This window comes from Aquipuribacter hungaricus (assembly GCF_037860755.1).
Taxonomy (GTDB): domain Bacteria; phylum Actinomycetota; class Actinomycetes; order Actinomycetales; family JBBAYJ01; genus Aquipuribacter; species Aquipuribacter hungaricus.
Map to the genome: position 1 here is coordinate 1 of NZ_JBBEOI010000281.1, position 4,295 is coordinate 4,295.

4 protein-coding genes are annotated in these 4,295 nt (G+C 75.1%); 2 read left to right on the forward strand and 2 right to left on the reverse strand.

Going from position 1 to position 4,295, the window contains the following annotated elements; all coding sequences use genetic code 11:
* Positions 1–61 precede the first annotated feature (61 nt).
* A complete protein-coding gene (locus tag WCS02_RS18120) occupies positions 62–1,021 on the reverse strand; it encodes a GDP-mannose 4,6-dehydratase (RefSeq protein ID WP_340295689.1) in 960 nt (319 codons plus the stop codon).
* Between the two features lie 11 nt (positions 1,022–1,032).
* The gene (gene gmd / locus WCS02_RS18125) at positions 1,033–2,016 is read right to left on the reverse strand and encodes a GDP-mannose 4,6-dehydratase (protein ID WP_340295690.1); all 984 of its coding nucleotides are present in this window, start codon (positions 2,014–2,016) and stop codon (positions 1,033–1,035) included.
* A gap of 66 nt (positions 2,017–2,082) precedes the next feature.
* On the opposite strand from gmd, the gene WCS02_RS18130 reads away from it, so the two are divergent.
* Both WCS02_RS18130 and WCS02_RS18135 read left to right on the forward strand, forming a co-directional pair.
* Positions 2,083–3,216 carry a glycosyltransferase family 4 protein gene (locus tag WCS02_RS18130; protein ID WP_340295691.1) on the forward strand — a complete coding sequence of 378 codons (1,134 nt, stop codon included), beginning with the start codon at positions 2,083–2,085 and terminating at the stop codon, positions 3,214–3,216.
* Entirely contained in the window at positions 3,213–4,163 is a 951-nt protein-coding gene (locus WCS02_RS18135) for an FkbM family methyltransferase (RefSeq protein ID WP_340295692.1), read from the forward strand. The genes WCS02_RS18130 and WCS02_RS18135 overlap by 4 nt, the downstream gene beginning before the upstream one ends.
* Positions 4,164–4,295 lie beyond the last annotated feature (132 nt).

Genomic DNA, 4,295 nt, shown 5'->3' on the forward strand with positions numbered 1-4,295 from the left:
CGGCCGGCGCCGGCCACCCGGCCGGCCAGGGCACGCGGCCCTGCCGGGGGCTGCGGGCCGGTCACGACGTGCCTGTCACGGCGGCCGCGGCCCGGTCGGCCTCGACCATCTCCCCCACGATCTCCTCGAACGTCACCGACGGCTCCCAGCCCAGCACCCGGCGGGCATGCGAGGCGTCCCCCACGAGCGCGACGCTGTCGACCGGGCGGTAGAACCGCGGGTCGACGACGACGTGGTCCTCCCAGGCGGGCACGCCCGCGGCGGCGAAGGCCGTCGCGACGAGCTCGCGGACGGTGCGCCCCTGGCCGGTGGCCACGACGAAGTCGTCGGGGGCGTCGGCCTGCGCCATGAGCCGGAGCGCGCGCACGTAGTCCGGGGCCCAGCCCCAGTCCCGGACCGCGTCGAGGTTGCCGAGCCGGAGCTCCTGCTGGGCGCCGCGGGCCACGTCCACCGCGCCGCGCGTGATCTTGCGGGTGACGAAGGCGTCCGGCCGCCGGGGCGACTCGTGGTTGTAGAGCAGCGCCACCGACACGAAGAGCCCCGTGGCGCGGTAGACCCGCGCCAGGTGCCAGGCGTAGGCCTTCGCGGCGCCGTAGGGCGAGCCCGGCCGCACCGGCGTGGCCTCGTCCTGCGGGCTCACGTCCCCGCCGCCGAACACCTCGGCGCTGGAGGCGACGACCACCCGGGGCGGGGTCTCCTGGGCGGCGACGGCGCCGAGCAGGCGGGCCACCGCCGCCCCGGTGACGTCGGCGGCCAGCGCCGGCTCGTCCCACGAGCGGGCGACCGAGGACAGCCCGGCGAGGTGGAAGACGACGTCGGGGCGCGCGCGCCCGAGCAGGGCCGGGAACAGGTCCGGGTCGGACAGGTCCCCGACCTCGACGTCGACCCCGGCCGTGACGACCTCGTCGGCGTCGCGCACCAGGCCGGTCACCTGCCACCCCTCGCCGAGCAGCTGCTCGGCGAGGTAGCCGCCGTCCTGGCCCGTGACGCCGGTGACGAGCGCGCGCCGTCCCTCTGGCACCGTCGTGCCGCTCAGGAGGACAGCTTGCGCTGCTCCGCGAGGTCGTTGTCGACCATCATCCGGACCAGCTCCTCGAACCCGACCTTGGGCGTCCAGCCCAGCGCCTCCTTGGCCTTGGCCGGGTCGCCGATGAGCAGGTCGACCTCGGCCGGGCGGAAGAAGCGGGGGTCCTGGACGACCTTGTCCGACCAGTCCTCGATGCCGACGTGGGCAAAGGCGACGTCGAGCAGCTCGCGGATGGAGTGCGTCTCGCCCGTGGCGACGACGTAGTCGTCGGCCTCGTCCTGCTGGAGCATCCGCCACATCGCGTCGACGTAGTCCCCGGCGAAGCCCCAGTCGCGGCGCGCGTCGAGGTTGCCGAGCGTGATGACGTCCTGGGTGCCGAGCGCGATCCGGGACACCGCCTGCGTCACCTTGCGGGTGACGAACTCCGGCCCGCGGCGCGGCGACTCGTGGTTGAACAGGATCCCGCTGGAGGCGTGCATCCCGTAGGACTCGCGGTAGTTGATGGTCATGTAGTGGCCGTAGACCTTGGCCACGCCGTACGGGGAGCGCGGCCACAGCAGCGTGGTCTCGCGCTGCGGGACCTCCTGCACGCGGCCGAACATCTCCGAGCTGGACGCCTGGTAGAAGCGCACCTTGGCGGGGTCGTCGCCGGAGTACAGGCGGACGGCCTCGAGCATGTTGAGCACGCCCTTGGCGGTGACCTCGGTCGTCAGGTGGGCGTTCTCCCAGGAGTACGCCACGAAGGAGATCGCGCCGAGGTTGTAGACCTCGTCCGGGCGCGAGCTCGCCATCGCCCGCATGAGGCTGGAGAGGTCGGTGAGGTCCCCGGTGAGGATCTTCACGTCGGGGACGGTGCTCTCGACGAGCGCCACCTTGGGGTTGTTCTGGCCGCGGACGAGGCCGTAGACCTCGTAGCCCTTGGAGAGCAGCAGCTCGGCCAGGTACAGGCCGTCCTGGCCCGTGATCCCTGTGATCAGTGCGCGCGTCATGTCCATCCTCGGTCTGGCGGTCGTCGGAGCGGCCTCACAATAGCCATGACACGACAGGGGGGGTCCATGCGACTTGCCGTCGACGCCACGCCCCTGCTGGGCCGTCCGTCGGGCATCGGCCGCTACACGAGGAGCCTGCTGGAGGCGCTCGCGCTGCTGCCGGGGGCGCCGGAGCCGGTGCTCACGCTGTTCAGCCTGCGCGCGCAGGTGCCCGACCCGCCCGACCGCACCTCCCCCGCGCCGCGGCGCCTGCCCGCCCGGCTGCTGCACCCGGCGTGGTCCCGCACCCCGTGGCCGCCGGTGGAGTGGCTGACCGGCCCGGTGGACGTGTTCCACGCGACCAACTTCGTGCTGCCGCCGACCCGCCGCGCCGCCGGCGTGGTCACCGTGCACGACCTGAGCTTCGTCCACCACGCCACCACCGTGGACAGCGCCGTCACCGCCTACCGCCGCCTGGTCCCGCGCTCGCTGGAGCGGGCCGACGCCGTCGTCACCGTCACCCACGCCATGAAGGCGGAGATCTGCGCGGAGTACGGCGTGGCGCCCGACAGCGTCACCGTCGCCCACCTCGGGGTCGACCCGGGCTGGGCCCTGGCCTCGCCGCCCCCCGCCGCCGGCACGCCCGGCGGGACCCGGCCCGAGGGGCTGCCCGAGCGGTACGTCCTGTTCACCGGCAACCTCGAGCCGCGCAAGAACCTCGCCACCCTGGTCCGCGCCCACGCCCGGGCCCGCGCCCAGCAGCCGGACGTGCCGCCGCTGGTGCTCGTCGGGCCGCCCGGCTGGGGCGACGTCTGGGGCGACGCGGCACCCCCCGGCCCGCCGGACGTCGTGCAGCTGGGCTACCTGCCGGAGCCGGTGCTGCGCTCGGTCGTCGCGGGCGCGTCGGCGCTGGTCATGCCCTCGGTGTACGAGGGGTTCGGGCTGCCCGTGCTGGAGGCGATGGCCTGCCGGACGCCCGTGCTGGCCAGCGACGTCGCCGCCCTGGCCGAGGTGGCCGGCGGCCACGCCCGCCTCGTCCCGCCCATGGACGAGGACGCCTGGGCGCAGGCCCTCGTGGACCTGCCGGACCCCTCGCCGGAGCGCCTCGACGCGGCGCGGGAGCACGCGCTGTCCTTCACCTGGGAGGCCACGGCGCGCACCCACCTGGAGGTGTTCAGGTCCGCGGCCGCCCGCCGGGGCACCCATAGGATGCCGGGGTGAGTGACCTGTCGTTCGTCTCGTACTCCCAGAACGGCGAGGACGTCGTCCTCTGGCGGGCGCTGTCCGGTGTCGCCGGCGGCCGCTACGTCGAGGTGGGGGGCAACGACCCGACGGTCGACTCCGTCTCCCGCGCGTTCTACGAGCGCGGCTGGTCCGGCGTGGTGCTCGAGCCCGTCGCGGAGTTCGCCGCCCGCTTCCGCGAGGAGCGCCCGCGCGACACGGTCCTGGAGGCCGCCGCCGGCTCCGGCTCCGGCGAGACCACGCTGCACGTCATCGCCGGCACGGGGCTGTCCAGCACCGACCCCGAGGTCGCGGCCAGCCAGCGCGCCCGCGGGTGGCAGACCGTGGAGACGGTCGTGCAGCAGGTCCGCCTGGACGACGTGCTCGCCGAGCACGTCGGGGAGGGCGAGGACGTGCACTTCCTGCTCGTCGACGTCGAGGGCGCCGAGCGCGAGGTCCTGGGCTCGCTCGACCTGCACCGCTGGCGCCCGTGGGTGCTCGTCGTCGAGGCCACCGCCCCGTCCACCGACTCCCCCACGCACGAGGCGTGGGAGCACCTGGTCCTCTCCGCGGGCTACCGCCTCGTCCTGTTCGACGGGCTGTCCCGGTTCTACGTCGCCGACGAGCACGCCGACCTCGCGCCGCGGCTGTCCTACCCGGCCTCGCCGGCGGACGGCGCGATCATCCGCCGCGACCAGGTGACCGCCGAGCGGATCGCCAGGCTCGAGGAGGACCTGCGCACGACCGAGCGCGACCTGGTCCGCTGGCGCGGCGTGGCCCTCAACGGCTGGGCCGGCGTGCAGGGTCACACCGGCACGACGAGCGGCATCGAGGCCGCCGAGCTGCGCGCGGAGATGCAGCGGCTCCAGGCGACGCTGTCCTGGCGGGTCACCGCGCCGCTGCGCCAGGTCCGCCGCCTGCAGACCGGTCTGGCGCGTCGCCGGTGACGGCCACGACCACCGCCGGCACCTCGGGGACCGCGGGGACCGCCGAGACCGCGGGTAGCGCCTCCCCCGCCGCGCGCCCGCGCACCGAGGCCGAGGCCCGGCGCGACGGGCACGTCGCCGCCGCGGCGTACG

Bases quoted from the DNA above. Each gene is read 5' to 3' on its own strand.
- gmd (WP_340295690.1), bottom strand. From the start codon at position 2,016: ATGACGCGCGCACTGATCACAGGGATCACGGGCCAGGACGGCCTGTAC.
- WCS02_RS18130 (WP_340295691.1), top strand. From the start codon at position 2,083: ATGCGACTTGCCGTCGACGCCACGCCCCTGCTGGGCCGTCCGTCGGGC.